Annotated in this window: 11 protein-coding genes and 1 tRNA gene; 5 read left to right on the forward strand and 7 right to left on the reverse strand. The window is 69.6% G+C overall.

The genetic code is table 11. From position 1 onward, the window contains the following. Positions 1-84 precede the first annotated feature (84 nt). From ACK8HH_RS06705 to ACK8HH_RS06720, 4 genes are all read right to left on the reverse strand, one after another. Positions 85-834 (reverse strand): SIR2 family NAD-dependent protein deacylase, encoded by a 750-nt coding sequence (locus tag ACK8HH_RS06705; protein WP_062367945.1) that lies wholly within the window; start codon positions 832-834, stop codon positions 85-87. Beyond that, positions 831-1,256 carry an HIT family protein gene (locus ACK8HH_RS06710; RefSeq protein ID WP_006896535.1) on the reverse strand — a complete coding sequence of 142 codons (426 nt, stop codon included), beginning with the start codon at positions 1,254-1,256 and terminating at the stop codon, positions 831-833. Before ACK8HH_RS06710 ends, ACK8HH_RS06705 begins: the two co-directional genes overlap by 4 nt. An 81-nt stretch (positions 1,257-1,337) precedes the next feature. Beyond that, complete coding sequence (locus tag ACK8HH_RS06715) at positions 1,338-1,742, reverse strand: DUF4189 domain-containing protein (RefSeq protein WP_082083846.1); 405 nt, start codon at positions 1,740-1,742, stop codon at positions 1,338-1,340. Between the two features lie 28 nt (positions 1,743-1,770). Next, on the reverse strand, positions 1,771-2,568 hold the full coding sequence (locus ACK8HH_RS06720) for an LppX_LprAFG lipoprotein (protein WP_045536681.1): 798 nt from the start codon (positions 2,566-2,568) through the stop codon (positions 1,771-1,773). 331 nt (positions 2,569-2,899) lie between these two features. Between ACK8HH_RS06720 and ACK8HH_RS06725 the strand changes: the two genes are divergently transcribed. After that, a complete protein-coding gene (locus ACK8HH_RS06725) occupies positions 2,900-12,151 on the forward strand; it encodes a type I polyketide synthase (RefSeq protein WP_062367944.1) in 9,252 nt (3,083 codons plus the stop codon). Then, positions 12,148-12,549 (forward strand): holo-ACP synthase, encoded by a 402-nt coding sequence (locus ACK8HH_RS06730; protein WP_062367943.1) that lies wholly within the window; start codon positions 12,148-12,150, stop codon positions 12,547-12,549. The genes ACK8HH_RS06725 and ACK8HH_RS06730 overlap by 4 nt, the downstream gene beginning before the upstream one ends. Here ACK8HH_RS06730 and ACK8HH_RS06735 read toward each other — a convergent pair. Together ACK8HH_RS06735 and bcp are read right to left on the reverse strand one after the other, a co-directional pair. Beyond that, positions 12,546-13,196 carry a TetR family transcriptional regulator gene (locus ACK8HH_RS06735; protein ID WP_006896540.1) on the reverse strand — a complete coding sequence of 217 codons (651 nt, stop codon included), beginning with the start codon at positions 13,194-13,196 and terminating at the stop codon, positions 12,546-12,548. The genes ACK8HH_RS06730 and ACK8HH_RS06735 overlap by 4 nt on opposite strands. A gap of 19 nt (positions 13,197-13,215) precedes the next feature. Then, positions 13,216-13,689 (reverse strand): thioredoxin-dependent thiol peroxidase, encoded by a 474-nt coding sequence (gene bcp / locus ACK8HH_RS06740; protein WP_045538928.1) that lies wholly within the window; start codon positions 13,687-13,689, stop codon positions 13,216-13,218. 112 nt (positions 13,690-13,801) lie between these two features. Here bcp and ACK8HH_RS06745 point away from each other — a divergent pair, with 112 nt between their 5' ends. After that, entirely contained in the window at positions 13,802-14,023 is a 222-nt protein-coding gene (locus ACK8HH_RS06745) for a DUF3618 domain-containing protein (protein ID WP_006896542.1), read from the forward strand. Positions 14,024-14,162: 139 nt separating this feature from the next. Then, positions 14,163-14,235: transfer RNA gene (locus tag ACK8HH_RS06750), tRNA-Lys, on the forward strand. A gap of 71 nt (positions 14,236-14,306) precedes the next feature. On the opposite strand, the gene ACK8HH_RS06755 is transcribed toward ACK8HH_RS06750, so the two are convergent. Continuing rightward, positions 14,307-15,173 carry a LysR family transcriptional regulator gene (locus ACK8HH_RS06755; RefSeq protein ID WP_006896543.1) on the reverse strand — a complete coding sequence of 289 codons (867 nt, stop codon included), beginning with the start codon at positions 15,171-15,173 and terminating at the stop codon, positions 14,307-14,309. 133 nt (positions 15,174-15,306) lie between these two features. On the opposite strand from ACK8HH_RS06755, the gene ACK8HH_RS06760 reads away from it, so the two are divergent. Then, positions 15,307-16,602: an NAD(P)/FAD-dependent oxidoreductase gene (locus ACK8HH_RS06760; RefSeq protein ID WP_278126968.1), complete on the forward strand. Its 1,296-nt coding sequence runs from the start codon at positions 15,307-15,309 to the stop codon at positions 16,600-16,602. Positions 16,603-16,722 lie beyond the last annotated feature (120 nt).

The following is a 16,722-nucleotide window of genomic DNA, read 5'->3' on the forward strand; positions in this document are numbered from 1 at the left end:
TGGGGGCGGGATGATTTCGACTCGCTCCGCTCGCTCAATCAGCGGGGTCGGGGGTGTCGCTCAACGAGGCGACACCCGCCGCCGTCAGATGATCAGCGGCAGCGTCGCGGCGGCGGTCGTCGGAAGGTACAGGGTCGCCAGAGGGGTGAGCGCGGACGGTTCGGGATTCACCTCGATGATCGGCGTGCCCGCCTCCGCGGCGAGCATCGGCAGTCCCGCGGCGGGGTGGACCACCCCGCTGGTGCCGACGATGATCAGCAGATCGCAGGCCCCGACCGTCTGCGACGCTGTCAGCCAGTCGAGGTTCGGAAGCGATTCGCCGAACCACACGACGCCGGGGCGCAGACTCGCGCCGCACTCGGGGCATCGGGGGCGCACCGACTCGAGTGCGACGTCCGGATCCGCGCGATGCGGGCAGGCCTCGCAGCGCGGAGCCTTGAGACTGCCGTGCAGATGAGCGTCGACCGTCGACCCAGCTCGCTCGTGGAGATCGTCGACATTCTGCGTGATGACGCTGACACGACCGCCCGCGGACTCCTTCTTCCGGCCGAGCTCGGCCACCGCGTGGTGCCCGGCGTTCGGCTCCACCTCGCCAAGACGCGCCGCGCGGTCCCGATACCAGCCCCACACGAGGTCGGAGTCGCGCCGCCACGCCTCGGGCGTGGCGAGATCGGCGGGATCGTAGTTCTCCCACAGTCCGGTCAGGGCGTCGCGGAAGGTCGGAATCCCGCTCTCGGCCGACATCCCCGCGCCGGAGAAGACACAGACATGGTCTGCGGCGGCGATCAGTGCGGCTGCCTGCGACAGCGATTCGGGAGTGACAGTCCTGGTCACGACTGTGACTCCAGCGCCGATCGCAACACGGCGGCGGTCGACTCCAAGTCGCCGGCACGACGCGTCAGGAACCCCTTAGCGAAGGTCAGCTTGTCGCCTGCATGCCTGGGCACCACGTGCAGGTGCGAGTGGAAGACGGTCTGGGACGCGGCACGGCCGTCGTTCATCGCGAGATTCACTCCGTCGGCGCCGATCGCGCTCGACCGCATGGCACCGGCGATCCGCTGACCCGCGCCGAACATCTTTCCGCCGATCTCCGGATCGAGATCGGCGAGACCGGACGAGTGCTTTCGCGGGACCACCAGGGTGTGTCCCCGCGTGATCGGTGAGAGGTCGAGGAAGGCGATCACGTCGTCGTCGGAGTACACGACGTGGGCGGGGGAGACGCCGGAGACGATGCCGCAGAAGACGCAGTCGGTCATGGCACCCGAGCGTAACCGCCCGCAACGACACGAGCGCCGGGACCTCCGATGAGGGTGTCCCGGCGCTCGCGCTTGCTTCGGCTACTGGTGTCCCGAGGTGCAGGCCCAGTCGTGGATGTATCCGCCGCCCGAGTAGTACAGGGCATTCGACTCCGCGGTGTAGAGGTCAGCGCCCCACGCGTAACCCCAGTACGAACTGCTCTTGGCGATCGCGCCGCAGGCATTGCGCATCTGCACCACCACCTGGCAGTCGCTGTAGCCGCACCACGACAGGGCCGCGTTGGACGCGCTCGACCAGTCGGGATAGTCGATGGCGCGACCGGTGGCTCCGGTGCTGGGTGAGAGCGCGATGGCGCCGTAGTAGTTGGCCGCGTGGGCCGGGGCCGGCGTGATCGTGGCGGGAACGGTAAGCGCCGCACCGACACCGGCGGTCACGAGTGCCGCGGTGGCCAGGCGCTTGCGCAGGCTGATCGGACGAGTCTTCATGGTCTTCTCTTCTCTGGATCGGCGGCGATCAGCCGACCGGGCTGCGGGTCGGTTCACCGGACTTCGGTGCGTGAGACGGCTTGGCACTCGGAGACTTGACGTCGGCCGGCTTCGTGACGGTGACGGTCTTGCCCCAGTCGCTCAGGGTGACGGTCATCGAGGCACCCTTGGCGGGTTCGGAGGCGACGCGCACGACGTTGTTCTTGCCGTCCTTGGTGACCCAGACTGTCACCGGGATGTCGCCGTCGAGGCCCTTGGCCTGAGGTGAGGTTCCCGTCAGGCCCGCGAGATCCTTGGCCGGGAGGGTTCCGGTGATCTTGGTGGCCTCGACACCGTCGACGGTCTCGCTGCCCTCCTCCTTCGCTCCCTGAATGCTGCGCAGGACGTGCGGCACGCCCTCGTTGACGTCGAGGATCTTGGAGACGTCGTAGATCGACCGGCCGCTGCCGTAGTCGATGTACCCCTTGTCGTCGACGTCTGCGTACATGTGGTCGTCGACGTATACGAACGGCGCCTCGACGGACTTGCCGCCCATGTCGAGTGTCGCGGTGCCTTCGCCGACCATCTTCGGCTTGGTTCCGATGGACGCCTCGACCTCGGAGGCGTTGAGGCCCTGCAGCGAGCCCTCCACCTCGATGTCGACCTTCGCACCGGTCAGGGCGGCGGCGGTGTCGGCGGCCGCATCGAGTGAGGTGGTGGCGGCCGAGTCGGACGTGGTCGTCGAGTCGGTGTCGCCGCTGTCGCTGCTGGAGCATCCCGTCAGCGCGACGGCGGCGGTGACGACGGCTGCCGCCGAGGCAAGCGCGAATCGCTTCGAACGTTTCATGAAGTGGGATCCTCCTGATTTTCTCCCCGCAGCAGGCCCCTCCAGCGGATCTGGACGGCTGTCGCGAGTCCCTGCAACGGAACTTACAGCGATGAGTGACCTGCGCGAAGAATGAGTCGATCATCGGGATGACACGCGGAGCCCGGACCCGAATGTGATAACGGTCACGAAAATTCCTTCGGCGCTGGCCGAGGCGGTTACCCGCCGGTCTACCAGCGGGTATACCTGTCGGTCGCCGACAAACATGAGGGATGCCTCATGTTTCTGTGCGACGATTGGCCACGTTCCAGCGACGGACCATGTCCGACGTGACGCATCGACAGGAGAGCTTGTGACCCTCGACCAGCACCGCACCGGCCAGCACACCGACAGAATCGATTCCGGAAGTCTGCTCGACCGTCTCGCCGCAGGCGAGAGCTATGCGATCTGCTTCGGAGGACAGGGCGGCGCGTGGCTGCCGACGCTCACCGAACTGGTGAACGACGCCGATCTCGGCGAGACGATCGCCGGAATCGCCGACGACGCGCGCGAGGTCCTCGAGCCGGTCGCCGACGAGCTCGCCGCCGCCGGCGCCGACCGCTTCGAGCCCCTCACCTGGATCCGCGCGCACGACGAGGAACTGCCGGTTCCCAGTGAGACCGAACTGGCCGACGCGCTCGTCTCGCTGCCCGGGATCCTGCTCACCCAGCTCGCGGCCGTGTCGAACCTCGGCAAGCAGGGGCTGGACACCACGGTTCTTCCGCCCAGCGCCGTCATCGGCCACTCGCAGGGGATCCTCGCCACCGAGGCCGTGGCCGCCGACGGCCAGCTGCCGGCAGTCGCGGAGTCCGACCTGCTGGCGATCGCTCAGCTGATCGGCGCGGCGGCCACCGTCGTGTCCCGCCGGACGGGTCTGCTCGGCACCCACGAGGCCGCCCCCATGATCTCCGTCGCCGGCGTGAGCCCCGCGCAGATCGACGAACTGCTCGCCGAGTACGTCGCGGGACAGCCCGCCGACGCCACGGGGCTGCCGACCGTCGCGATCGTGAACTCCCGGCGCACCGTGGTGCTGACGGGCTCGCCGCGCCATCTCGCGGCGTTCAGTGCGCTCGCCGAGCTCCGCGCGGCCGCCGAGGCCGACGAACGCAAGCGCAAGGTCACCGGCGGCACGCCCTTCTCGCCGGTCATCGAGGACCTCAACGTCACCGTCCCCTTCCATCACCCCGATCTCGCACCGGCGGTGGAACTGGCCGTCGACTGGGCTCAGCGTTGCGGTCTGGACACCGAGCTGGTCCGCAGGCACGCCGCGGCCGTGCTCGTCGACCCGGTGAACTGGGTGGAGCTGGTGGGCGACACCGTCGACTCCGGCGCTCGCTGGGTGATCGACTTCGGACCCGCCGATCTCGCGTCGCGGCTGTCGGCGCCGAACCTGCGCGGGCAGGGCGTCGGCGTGATCGCCGCGGCCACCCGCGGCGGTCAGCGCAACCTCTTCGTCCCCGGCTCGGCTCCGGAGGTCTCGCGGCCGTGGTCGGTGTTCGCGCCGCGCCTGGTGAACCTGCCCGACGGTCGCACCGTGGTCGACACCGCGTTCACCCGTCTCACCGGCCGCTCGCCGATGCTGCTCGCGGGCATGACCCCGACCACCGTCGACCCCGCCATCGTGGCCGCGGCCGCCAACGCCGGCCACTGGGCCGAGCTCGCGGGCGGCGGTCAGGTGACCGAGGAGATCTTCGAGGGCAACCTCGCGCGTCTGCAGGAATTGCTCGAACCCGGCCGCCAGGTCCAGTTCAACTCGTTGTTCCTCGATCCGTACCTGTGGAAGCTGCAGCTGGGCGGCAACAAGCTGGTCCAGAAGGCACGTGCCAAGGGAGCGCCCTTCGACGGCGTGATCGTCACCGCGGGCATCCCCGAACTGGATGAGGCCGTCGACCTGGTCCACGAGTTCACCGAGGCCGGCCTGCACTACGTCGCGTTCAAGCCCGGCACCGTCGACCAGATCCGTCAGGTGGTCCGCATCGCCTTGCAGGTGCCGCACTTCCCGGTGATCGTCCAGGTGGAAGGCGGACGCGCCGGCGGTCACCACTCCTGGGAGGACCTCGACGACCTGCTGCTGGCGACCTACGCCGAACTGCGCGACCGTCCCAACATCGTGCTCTGCGTCGGCGGTGGCATCGGCACGCCCGAGCGTGCCAGCGAGTACCTGACCGGCGCGTGGGCCACAGCGCACGGCTACCCGGCGATGCCGCTCGACGGCATTCTGGTCGGCACCGCGGCGATGGCGACCCTCGAGGCCACCACCGCGCCCGAGGTGAAGCAGCTCCTCGTCGAGACCCAGGGCTGCGACACCTGGATCGGTGCCGGTCACGCGGAGGCGGGCATGGCCTCTGGCCGCAGCCAGCTGGGTGCCGACATCCACGAGATCGACAACTCCGCCTCGCGCACCGGCCGCCTGCTCGACGAGGTGGCCGGCGACGCCGCCGCCGTCGCGGAACGCCGCGACGAGATCATCGAGGCCCTCGCCGCGACCGCGAAGCCGTACTTCGGCGACGTCGCGACGATGACGTACCGCGAGTGGCTCGACCGCTACGCCGAACTCGCCGTGGGCAGCGCGCAGGCGCCCCTCGAGTGGGCCGACATCACCTGGGAGCAGCGTTTCTCCGACATGCTGCGGCGCACCGAGGCGCGCATGAACGAGCTCGATTCGGGTGAGTTCGTCTCCGCCTTCGCCGGCGATGTCCCGAACCCGCACGAGGCGATCGCCGAGCTGGCCGAACTGTACCCGGCCATCGACTCCGACATCCTCCACCCGGCCGACGTCGCGTTCTTCCTCGAGCTGTGCCGTACGCCCGGCAAGCCCGTGAACTTCGTTCCGGTGATCGACAAGGACGTCCGTCGCTGGTACCGCAGCGACTCGCTGTGGCAGGCGCACGACGCCCGCTACTCGGCCGACCAGGTCTGCATCATCCCGGGCACCGTCGCCGTCGCGGGCATCACCCGCGTCGACGAGCCGGTCGGCGAACTGCTGAACCGCTTCGAGGCGCAGGTCACCGCCGACCTGCGGGCCGCCGGTGAGCAGGCACGGGTGGTCGCGGCCCGCCGTCACCGCGACATCGTCCCGGAGTCGGGACCGCTCAGCGTTCTCATCGAAGCGGAGGACGTGCTGTGGGCCGGCCGACAGGTCCGCAACCCGATCGCTCTGCTCGGCGACCGCGACGCCTGGAAGCTCTACGACGGCGAGTACGCCGAACACCCCAGCGGTGCGATGGTCGCCTTCGTCCCCGATGCCGAGACGGCCGACGATGAGATCCGGCTCGACCTGGTGGTCCCGGTGTCGGGCTCGATTCTGCGCATCCCGTTCACCGGCGACCTCCGGGCGACCGACGGCGGCAGCCCTCGGATCACCACGGCCGGCGCGGCGGACGCGATGACCGAACTCCTGACCGTCGCGGCCGGCGGCTCGCTGCTCGACTCGGTCGACGGCGTCGTCACGTCGACGGTCGCCTGGAAGGCCGACTCGGTCGCCGACCACAGCGGAGCGACCGCGTCGAGCCTGCCCGGCCCGCTGACCCCGACCACGCCGGTGGCCCCGAACGGTTTCGCCGTGCCCGACACCCTCGTCGTCGCCTGCTGGCCCAGCGTCTTCAGCGTCATCGGCGCCGCCCGGACCGACGCGGGCCATCCCGTGGTCGAGGGTCTGCTGGACTTGGTCCACCTCGACCACGCGGTCGAGCTCACCGGTGAGATCCCCGCGGTCGACACCGAGCTGACGGTGACCGCCCGCCTCATCGGCGTCTCCGACACCGGCGTCGGCCGAGTGGTCGAGGTGCATGTCGAGGTCGCCGCCGCCGACGACTCTCCGATCGCGGTGCTGCGTGAGCGCTTCGCCATCCGCGGCCGGATCGGTTCGGCCGCGTTGCCCGACCCGGTCCGCGCGGGCGGCGCGGCCGCCGGTGAGCAGCCGGGAACGCGGAAATTCCTGCGCTCGGCCTCGCTGACCGCACCGGCCCGCATGAACGGATTCGCCGTGGTCTCCGGAGACCGCAACCCCATCCACACCGACGCGCTGGCGGCCCGCCTGGCCGGCTTGGGCGATCCGATCGTCCACGGCATGTGGCTCTCGGCCGCGGCCCAGCAGGTGCTGGCGGCGGGCGACCGGGAGAACCCGGTTCCCGCTCCGCGCGCCATCCGCGGCTGGACCGCCCGCTACCTCGGCATGGTCCGGCTCGGCGACACCGTCGACATCCGCATCGACCGCGTCGGCATGGATGCCGGTCGGGAGACCGTCGAACTGACCGCCAAGGTCGACGGCGAACTGGTGATGGCGGCGACCGCGCTGCTGGACGCCCCGCGCACGGTGTACGCCTTCCCGGGTCAGGGCATTCAGCACAAGGGCATGGGCCTGGAGGCGCGCTCGCGCTCGGCGGCCGCCCGCGAGGTCTGGGACCGCGCGGACAAGCACACCCGCGAGGCGCTCGGCTTCTCGATCCTCGCAGTGGTGCGCGACAATCCGACCACTCTGGTGGCGAAGGGCACCACGTACCACCACCCCGACGGCGTGCTCTTCCTGACGCAGTTCACCCAGGTCGCGATGGCGACGCTCGGTGTCGCGCAGATCGCCGAGCTCCGTGAAGCCGGGGCCTTCGTCGAGGGATCCATCACCTGCGGTCACTCGGTGGGCGAGTACAACGCGCTCGCCGCCTGCGCCGGCGTGCTTCCGCTCGAGGCGGTGCTCGAGGTGGTGTTCCAGCGCGGTTCCGCGATGCACCACCTGGTTCCGCGCGACGAGCAGGGCCGTTCCGACTACCGCATGGCCGCCATCCGGCCCAGCCAGTTCGGTCTCAAGGACGCCGACGTCGAGGAGTTCGTCGCGTCCGTCGGCCGCGAGGTGGACGAGTACCTCGAGGTGGTGAACCTCAACCTGCTCGGTTCGCAGTACGCGATCGCCGGTACCGTCCGCGGACTGGAGCGGCTGGAGGCCGAGATCGTCCGCCGCGTCGAGGAGTTCGGAGGCAAGCGCGCCTTCATCCTGGTGCCCGGCATCGACGTGCCGTTCCACTCCACGGTGCTCCGCGCCGGCGTGCCCGAGTTCCGCGGCAAGCTCGAGGAACTCCTGCCCGCCGACATCGATCCCGACATCCTCGTCGGCCGCTACATTCCGAACCTGGTGCCTCGGCTGTTCAACCTGAGCCGCGAGTTCGTCACCGAGATCGCCGGACTGGTGCCGTCCGATCCGCTCGACGCGGTGCTCGCCGAGTGGGACTCGTGGGCCGCACGGCCCTTCGAGCTGACGCGCGTCATCCTGATCGAGCTGTTGGCTTGGCAGTTCGCCAGCCCGGTCCGCTGGATCGAGACGCAGGATCTGCTGTTCACACCGGCTGCCGACGGCGGCCTGGGCATCGACCGGTTCGTCGAGGTGGGCGTCAAGAACGCCCCGACGCTCTCCGGCCTGGCCCGCAACACCCTGAAGCTGCCCGACTACGCGGCAGCCGCCGCCGAGGTGCTCAACGCCGAGTCCGACGCAGCGGTGCTGCGCGCGGAGGACTCCGCACCCGAGCCGGTCGAGGACGACGTGGTGCAGGAGGCGCCGGCGGAGACTGCTGCCGCCGCGGCTCCGGCACCGTCGGCTCCCGCTCCGGCTCCGGCGGCTGCCGCCGGGCCCCGACCGGACGACATCGCGTTCGGCCCGGCCGACGCGGTGCGCGCGGTGATCGCCCTGTGGACCAAGATGACGCCGGCGCAGATCGGCCCGGCCGACACCATCGAATCGCTGTGCGACGGCGTGTCGTCCCGGCGCAACCAGCTGCTGCTCGACATCGGCACCGAGCTCGGACTCGGAGCCATCGACGGTGCGGCCGAGGCCGACATGGGGGCGCTCGCGTCCACGGTCAGCACCCTGGCCCGCGGTTACAAGCCGCTCGGCGACGTGCTCACCGACGCCGTCGGCGACCAGATCCGCAAGATCGCCGGTCCCATCGGCAAGCGCGCCTCGTACATCACCGATCGCGTGACCAACGCCTGGCAGCTGGGGGAGGGCTGGGGTCGGCACACGCTGGTGGCCGTGGCCCTCGGCTCCCGCGAGGGCGTCAGCGTCCGGGGCGGCGACTTGGGTGATCTGCTCGACGGCGCGGTCGGCTCGGCCGCCGACTTCGACGCGCTGATCGACCGCGCGGTCCGCAGCGTCGGCCAGGCCCGCGGCATCGCCGTGGAACTGCCCGCCGCGGCCTCGGCGTCCGGCGGGACGGTCGACGCGGCGGCGCTCGGCGAATTCACCGAGCAGATCACCGGCCCGAGCGGCGTCCTGGCACGCACTGCGCACACGATCCTCGATCAGCTGGGGCTGACCGATGTGGTCGACGCCTCGCAGGCCGAGACCGACCCCACCGCTGAGCTGGCCGACCTGGTCAGCAGCGAGCTCGGCTCCGACTGGCAGCGGACCGTCGCCCCGGCGTTCGACGCCGAGCGCGCGGTGCTGCTCGACGACCGCTGGGCCACCGCCCGCGAGGATCTCGCCCGCCTGTGGCTGGACTCCGAGGAGGACGTCCACGGACGTCATCACGAGCTGGCCGAGGCGATGACCGGTGCGGGCGACCAGGTCGCCGAGCACGCCACCTGGTGGCAGGGCAAGGCCCTGGCCCTCGGATACAGCGAGCACGCCGATGTGTACGGTGCCATCGCCCACGCGGCCCAGCTGCCCGAGCCCGGCCGGTTCGCCGACGACATCGCCGTCGTCACCGGTGCGTCGAAGGGATCGATCGCCGCGGCCGTGGTCGGCGAGCTGCTCGCCGGCGGCGCGACGGTGGTCGCGACCACCTCGCGCCTCAACAGCGACCGGATGGACTTCTACAAGGAGCTCTACCGCACTCACGCACGGCACGACGCCGCGCTGTGGGTGGTGCCGGCCAACCTCGCGTCGTACGGCGATGTGGACGGACTGATCGAGTGGCTCGGCTCCGAACAGACCGAGAACCTCGGTGCCAGCACTGCCGTCGTCAAGCCGGTGATGCGCCCGACGCTGCTGTTCCCGTTCGCCGCGCCGCGGGTGGCGGGCGATCTCACCGACGCCGGTTCGCGCGCCGAACTGGAGATGAAGGTGCTGCTGTGGTCGGTGGAACGGCTGATCGCCGGTCTGACGGCCATCGGAGCCGACCACGACATCGACGCCCGTCTGCACGTGGTGCTGCCGGGATCGCCGAACCGCGGCATGTTCGGCGGTGACGGTGCCTACGGCGAGGCCAAGGCCGCGCTCGACGCGCTCGTCACCCGGTGGGGCGCCGAGGAGTCCTGGAACAAGCGGACCACCCTCGCGCACGCCCTCATCGGCTGGGTGCGCGGCACCGGACTGATGGGCCACAACGACGGACTCGTCGAGGCCGTCGAAGCCGCGGGCGTCAAGACCTGGAGCACGCCCGAGATGGCCGCGGCCCTCGTCGAACTGTGCTCGGAGCAGGCGCGTGAGAAGGCGGTCGCCGAGCCGCTGATCGCCGATCTGACGGCCGGGCTCGACCCGGAGAAGATCGATCTGCGGGCCCTGGCGGCTGCTGCCGCCGAGGCACAGACCGAGGACGGCCCTGAGGATAACGGCGGTGAGGACAACGGCGCTGCGAGCACCGCGGGCGTCACGGTGGCGGCGCTTCCCGCGCCGGCCCGCGCCGACGTCCCGATCGAGCACGCGTGGCCCGAACTCGATTCGCGCCCCGAGGATCTGGTGGTCATCGTCGGCGCAGGCGAGGTCGGCCCCTACGGCTCGGCACGCACCCGATTCGAGATGGAGGTGGACGAGAAGCTCTCGGCCGCAGGCGTCCTCGAACTGGCGTGGACCACGGGTCTGGTGACGTGGGAGGAGACCCCGAAGGCCGGCTGGTACGACGTCGAGTCCGGTGAGCCGGTCGCCGAGTCGGAGATCGCCGAGCGCTATCACGACGCCGTCGTCGAACGGTGCGGCATCCGCCGCTACGCCGACGAGGGGGCGATGGTCGACAACACCTCGCCGCTGCTGGAGTCGGTGTTCCTCGACCAGGATCTGACCTTCACCGTCCCGAACGAGGCCGCGGCCCGCGAGTTCGTCTCGGCCGACCCCGAACGCACCCGGATCGCACCCAACGCCGAGACCGGCGACTGGACGGTCACCCGCCTGGCGGGCACCGAGATCCGCGTCCCGCGCCGTGCGAGCCTGTCGCGCACCGTCGGCGGCCAGATCCCGACCGGTTTCGATCCGGTCCGCTGGGGCGTCTCTCCGGACATGGCCGAGTCGGTCGACCGCGTCGCCCTGTGGAACCTGGTCGCGACCGTCGACGCCTTCGTCACCGCCGGCTTCTCGCCGTCGGAGCTGATGCGCTGGGTGCACCCGGGTCTGGTCGCCAACACTCAGGGCACGGGCATGGGCGGCATGACGTCGATGCGGTCGCTGTACGTCGACACCCTGCTCGGGGAGTCGAAGGCCAACGACATCCTGCAGGAGGCGTTGCCCAACGTGGTCGCCGCGCACGTCGTGCAGTCGTACATCGGCAGCTACGGCGCGATGATCCACCCGGTCGCCGCGTGCGCCACCGCCGCCGTCTCGGTGGAGGAGGGCGTCGACAAGATCCGCCTCGGGAAGGCACTCTTCTCGGTCGCCGGCGGATTCGACGACCTCGGCATCGAGGGCATCGTCGGATTCGGTGACATGTCGGCGACCGCCGACTCGGCCAAGATGACTGCCAAGGGCATCGACGACCGACGGTTCTCCCGAGCCAATGACCGCAGGCGCGGCGGCTTCGTCGAGTCGGCCGGCGGCGGCACGGTGCTGCTGGCGCGCGGCGATGTGGCAGCTCAGCTGGGACTGCCGGTCCTCGGCGTGGTGGCCTGGGCTCAGAGCTTCGGCGACGGCGTCCACACCTCCATCCCGGCGCCGGGACTGGGGGCGCTCGGCGCGGCCCGCGGCGAGAAGGCCTCGCCGTTGGCGTCCGCGCTGTCAGCCCTGGGGGTGAGCCCGGACGACGTGGCAGTGGTGTCCAAGCACGACACCTCCACCCGCGCCAACGATCCGAACGAGTCCGAACTCCATGAGCGTCTGGCCGAGGCGATCGGCCGCAACACCGGCGCGCCGCTGTTCGTCGTCTCGCAGAAGTCGCTGACCGGTCACGCGAAGGGCGGTGCGGCCGCCTTCCAGCTGATCGGCCTGTGCCAGGTGCTCCGCGACGGCGTCATCCCGCCGAACCGCAGCCTGGACTGCGTCGACGAGAAGATGCGAGAGTACCCGCACCTGGTGTGGCCGCGCGAGACCCTGCGCATGGGCGGACGCTTCCCGCTCAAGGCCGGACTGCTGACCTCGCTGGGCTTCGGTCACGTCTCGGGTCTCATCGCGGTGGTGCATCCGGAGGCGTTCGTCGCCACTCTCGACGAGTCCGAGCGGGCGACGTACCGCGAGCAGAGCGCCCGGCGTCTGCGCGACGGCCGTCAGCGTCTGCTGCAGGCGATGTGCGGCGGCGATGCGATGTACCAGCGTCCCGCCGACCGCCGCCTCGGCGACGGTGACGAGCACGAGACCGAAGCCGGGCTCCTGCTCGATCCGGAGGTCCGCCTCGGTGACGAGGGCGCTTACGCCGTGGACGGTCTCGCCCGGTGAGCATCGTCGGGGTCGGCATCGACATGGTGTCGGTGCCGGAGTTCGCCGAGCAACTCCGCACTCCGGGCTCCTCGTTCGGCGCTCACTTCAGCGTGGGGGAGCGGCGTGATGCGGCCGAGCGCACCGGCGACGAGGCGCGTCACCTCGCGGCCCGCTGGGCTGCGAGGGAGGCGGTCGTGAAGGCGTGGTCGTCGAGCCGGTTCGGCTTGGCGCCGCTCCTTCCGGAGTCCGCGGTCAACGACGTCGAGGTGCAGTCGGACGCTCACGGACGCCCGCGGATCCGGCTGCACGGCGACATCGCCCAGGCACTCGCGGGACTGTCGATCCACGTATCGCTCACCCACGACGGCGACATGGCCGCCGCCGTGGCGATCCTCGAGGATCGAGGCGAGAGCTAGCTCCGGCCGGAGACCTCTTCGAGCATGAGATAGCCGCCGAGCATCCGCTTGAGTTCGTACACGGTCATCTCATGATCGTGACCGTCCTGGACCGAGAAGCTCAGCAGCGAGTACGCGGTGTGGACCAGCACCTGGGCCATCATCGCCCGACGGTCGCGCTGATCCGGCGTCAACGGCGCCAGGATCCGCGCGACCTGGTCGGCGAGGATCCCTTCGTTGATCGAGGCCGTCGCGCGCGTCGCGGGGGTCGACTGCACGGCCAGCCACACCGCGCGGCGCGAGGGATCGGTGCGCCACAGTTCGGCGAGGTGGTCGAGGAACTTCTCCAGCAGCTCCGGCCACTTGAGTGACGGGATCTCCGAGGCGAACGAGGTGAGTTCGTCGCGCACCGCGCTCGAATCGTTGCGGTCCAGTTCGCAGACCACCACGTACTTGTTCGCGAAATACTGGTAGATGGTGCCGATCGGCAGTTCGGCGCGTGCGGCGATCTGCTCGCATGTCAGCGATTCGAAGCCGACGTCGATGAGCACCTCGCGGGCCGCGGTGAGGATCGACTCGAAGGTGCGCCTGCTCCGTTCCTGGGTGGGCCGCTTGCGGGGGACGAGCGGTTCCGGGGAACTGATGTCGGACGTCGAATGCTCGGACATGAAGTGATGCCGGGGTCGATCAGATCGACAGGTCGCGGCGCAGCTTCGCGACATGGCCGGTCGCGCGCACGTTGTACTGCGCGGCACCGATGGTTCCGTCCTCGTTCACCAGGAAGGTGGAGCGGATGACGCCGTTGACGATCTTCCCGTACAGCTTCTTCTCACCGAAGGCGCCCCACGCGGCGAGGACCTCCTTCTCCGGGTCCGACAGCAGCGGGAACGTGAGCTGATCCCGCTCGACGAACTCGGCCAGCTTCTCCGGCTTGTCGGGCGAGACACCGATGACGTCGATGCCCTCGTCGTTCAGTTCGGCCAGGTTGTCGCGGAAGTCGCAGGCCTGTTTGGTGCATCCGGGCGTCATCGCGGCCGGGTAGAAGTACACGATCACCTTGCGGCCGGCGTAGTCCGAGAGCGAGACCGGCTTGCCCGTCGAGTCGGGAAGAGTGAACGCAGGGGCCTTGTCTCCGACCGAAAGTCGTCCATTGGCAGACATACGGCCAGGCTATCGGATTCGAATCGACGTCTGACTCTGTAGGCTCAGAACCGTTGTGTACTCGCGCAGCGTACAGCCGTCTATACGTCCCAACAGATCACGGAGGATCGCAGTGGCCGACGAAACCGCACGCATCGAGCAGGAGATCACGAAGGCCCGCGAGGAACTCGCCGGCACGCTCGACCAGCTCGTGGAGCGAGCTAATCCGCAGCGGCTGGCGGACGACGCCAAGACCAAGGCCGTCGCCATCGTGAGCCGTCCGCCGGTCAAGTATGGACTCATCGCCGTCGGAGCGCTCGTCGCGGTCGTGGTGGTGCGCAAGATCCTCCGCTGAGCCGCACGTGCTGCAACCGCGGAAGATGACGCGAAACTGCATCTGACCAGCCGATTTTTAATCTCGGCAACCATGGTGTTAATGTTTTCTCCGCAAGGCCGCAGCGGCGCAGACCGCCACGGCGATGCAGCAAGGCCAAGCGCCATTAGCTCAATTGGCAGAGCAGCTGACTCTTAATCAGCGGGTTCGGGGTTCGAGTCCCTGATGGCGCACAGCAGAAGCCCTCGTTTGAACCACTCGGTTCGACGGGGGCTCTTCTCGTTCCCAGGGCCTGCTCCCCCGGTCAGCCGCGCCGATACCCTCCCGAGAGTTCGGTGAGCAGATCGGCGACCAGTGGATTCGGGGCGGCGTCGGTGCGCAGTGCCGCCGAGACCGTCAGCGTGAACGCCGGATTGTGCCTGCAGATGATGCCGGGCTGTTTGAGATCCTCGTACAGCAGAGTCCACGACTCCGGCCGGTTGATGAGATCGAAGGTCACCGGGTGTCCGTCGCGGATCTCGGGACCGAGCAGGGCGGCGACTCCGGCCTTGGCGAAGACTCGCTCGACGAGACGGTGCAGGAGAACCTGCTTCTCGATCGGCGGTAGCAGCAGGGGGTACTCGGCGAGTTCTTCGGGCCGGGGCGGCCTCCCGAGCTTGGCGAGACGGTGACGCGGACTGAATGCGACGACGGGTTGCTCGATCCACAGCGGATCGAGGTAGAGACCCTCGTGGTCGAGGCTGCCGCGGATCAGTGCGATGTCGGCGTCGCCGGCGGCGACGGCCTCGATCCGTTGGGCGAAGGGTTTGATGAGGAAGTCGATCTCTGCGTCCGGATGGCGGTCGCGGATCGCCGACACGGCCGCCAGCGCCGAACCGGCGAACGACATGTTCGCCGCGATCCGGATCCGGTTGGGCTGTGGGCTCACGGCGGCGATCGCGGCATCGCGCAAGCCCAGCAGTTCCCGCGCGCGTGGCAGCAGGGTCTCGCCGGCCTCGGTCAGTCGGACCCGGCGGGTGGAGCGGTCGAAGAGCTCGGTTCCGAGCTCGCGCTCGAGCGCGGCGATCTGGTGACTGATCGCCGACTGCGAGACGAAACACCGTTCGGCGGCCTTGGAGAAGCCGCCGGTGTCGGCGACCGCGGTCAGGTACTCGAGCTGCCGGAACTCCATTCCCTCACTGTATGAGTAGAACAGATAAATGTCATCGGTAAACGAGTGGTCAATCGGGTTGAGGGGCAACGCAGCTATCCGGCACTGTGATCAGTGAAAGCAATTGGCGGACAACGCACAGGAGATGAGGCACATGCGCAGCACCGAGGTCGTGATCATCGGCTCGGGATTCGGCGGATTGGCGGCAGCCAAGCAGCTGGCGAAGTCGAAGGTCGAGACGGTGCTGATCTCCGCGACGCCGGAGCATCTGTTCCAGCCGCTGCTGTACCAGGTCGCCACCGGCGTCCTCCCGGCGCAGGAGATCGCGCCGTCGATCGCCGACGTTCTCGCGGACAAGAAGTCGCTCGACGTCGTGGAAGGCTACGTCACCGCGCTCGACGCCGAGCGCAAGGTGATCACCTACAGCACCGACGACGGCAGCGAGCAGATCGCCTACGAGTTCCTGATCGTCGCAGCCGGCGCGAGCCAGGGATACTTCGGCCACGACGAGTGGGCTGAGAGCACCTTCTCGCTCAAGACGCGCGACGACGCGATCGATCTGCGGGCGCACCTGCTGGACTGCTTCGAGGCTCCGCTCGCCGACGAGACCGCGCACACCTTCGTCGTCGTCGGCGCCGGCGCCACGGGTGTCGAGATCGCGGGCCAGATTCAAGAGCTGGGCCTGCGCTATTTCACCGACGCGCCGGCCACCGTCCACCTCGTGGAGGGGGCGGGCGACGTCCTTCCCGTGTACGGGGGCAAGTTGTCGGACTTCGCGCGCAAGACGCTGGAGAAGTCGGGAATCGACGTGATGACCGAGACCGTCGTGACCGATATCGACGGCGACGCGGTGACCGTCCGGGCCGCCGACGGAACCGAGCGGGTTCTGCGGGCGCGGACGGTGGTGTGGTCGGCTGGAGTGAAGGCCACGCCACTCGCGCAGGTGGTGGCCGAGGCGACCGGATGCGAGACCGACCGCGCCGGGCGACTGCTCATCAACCCCGACCTCACGGTCGGCGGCCGCGCCGACGTCTTCGCGATCGGCGACATGACGAGCCTCGACAGGCTGCCCGGCCAGAGTCCGGTCGCGATGCAGCAGGGCCGTCACGCCGCCGACATGATCCGCGGTGCCACGGTCCGCGGCACCCGGTTCCGTTACCTCGACAAGGGCAGCATGGCGGTGATCAACCGCCATAACGCCGTCGTCGACGCGCCGTTCGGCATCAAGCTCACCGGCTTCCTCGGCTGGCTCACGTGGCTCGGGGTGCACCTGTTCTACCTGGTGGGATTCCGGAACAGGGTCGGCGCCGTGCTGTCCTGGTTCCGCTCCTTCGCGGGCTCGGCTCGGCCGGGATTCGCGCAGGTGGACCGCTCGGCCGGGCGCGGCGCCGACGCCGGCGGCCCCGACGGGACCGGCGACCGCCGCCCGCTCGCGGAGTCGGCGGCCTGAGCCGTCCGGGACGACCGCTCGACGCCGGGAACGTGCGCAGGTCGTTCGCGTGAATGATGTGTGGCGCTCCACACGCGTCCGAGGTGCAGGCGGTCTGGCGCCTCTCGTACAATGGGCAGC

Source organism: Gordonia sp. LUNF6, assembly GCF_047041125.1.
Lineage (GTDB): Bacteria > Actinomycetota > Actinomycetes > Mycobacteriales > Mycobacteriaceae > Gordonia > Gordonia sihwensis.

Excerpts from the sequence above, each read along its gene's own strand:
- ACK8HH_RS06710 (WP_006896535.1), bottom strand. The coding sequence starts at position 1,256 with ATGACCGACTGCGTCTTCTGCGGCATCGTCTCCGGCGTCTCCCCCGCC.
- ACK8HH_RS06715 (WP_082083846.1), bottom strand. The coding sequence starts at position 1,742 with ATGAAGACTCGTCCGATCAGCCTGCGCAAGCGCCTGGCCACCGCGGCA.
- ACK8HH_RS06720 (WP_045536681.1), bottom strand. The coding sequence starts at position 2,568 with ATGAAACGTTCGAAGCGATTCGCGCTTGCCTCGGCGGCAGCCGTCGTC.
- ACK8HH_RS06735 (WP_006896540.1), bottom strand. The coding sequence starts at position 13,196 with ATGTCCGAGCATTCGACGTCCGACATCAGTTCCCCGGAACCGCTCGTC.
- bcp (WP_045538928.1), bottom strand. The coding sequence starts at position 13,689 with ATGTCTGCCAATGGACGACTTTCGGTCGGAGACAAGGCCCCTGCGTTC.
- ACK8HH_RS06755 (WP_006896543.1), bottom strand. The coding sequence starts at position 15,173 with ATGGAGTTCCGGCAGCTCGAGTACCTGACCGCGGTCGCCGACACCGGC.
- ACK8HH_RS06760 (WP_278126968.1), top strand. The coding sequence starts at position 15,307 with ATGCGCAGCACCGAGGTCGTGATCATCGGCTCGGGATTCGGCGGATTG.